This window comes from Pseudoalteromonas sp. MER144-MNA-CIBAN-0113, assembly GCF_040308965.1.
Taxonomy (GTDB): Bacteria; Pseudomonadota; Gammaproteobacteria; order Enterobacterales; family Alteromonadaceae; genus Pseudoalteromonas; species Pseudoalteromonas tetraodonis.
The window spans coordinates 1-262 of sequence record NZ_JBEOOG010000412.1; the positions used below are offsets into that span (position 1 = coordinate 1).

1 protein-coding gene is annotated in these 262 nt (G+C 43.1%); it reads right to left on the minus strand.

From position 1 onward, the window contains the following. A partial coding sequence (locus AAEY57_RS20285; protein WP_502935509.1) for a TopoII/MutL transducer domain-containing protein occupies positions 1-262 on the minus strand: 262 nt, incomplete at both ends.

The window sequence follows — 262 nt, forward strand, 5'->3', positions numbered from 1 at the left end:
CAACCTGCCGAGGGTCTATATCAATATAAATGACAAAACCGGGTAATTCTTGTGTTCCGCTTACTTCTTCAAATGCCTGGCGTATAGCATGCAGAATAAGTTTATCGCGCATCATACGATTATTAACATAAGTATACTGAGTCGTATTAGCTGAACCTACAGGTAGCACCCAACCATGCAGCTGTAAGCCACCCTCTCCTGATTGAATATGCAAACCTTGCTCAGCAAAAGCCTTACCTGCAACTTGCGCTACACGTGTAAT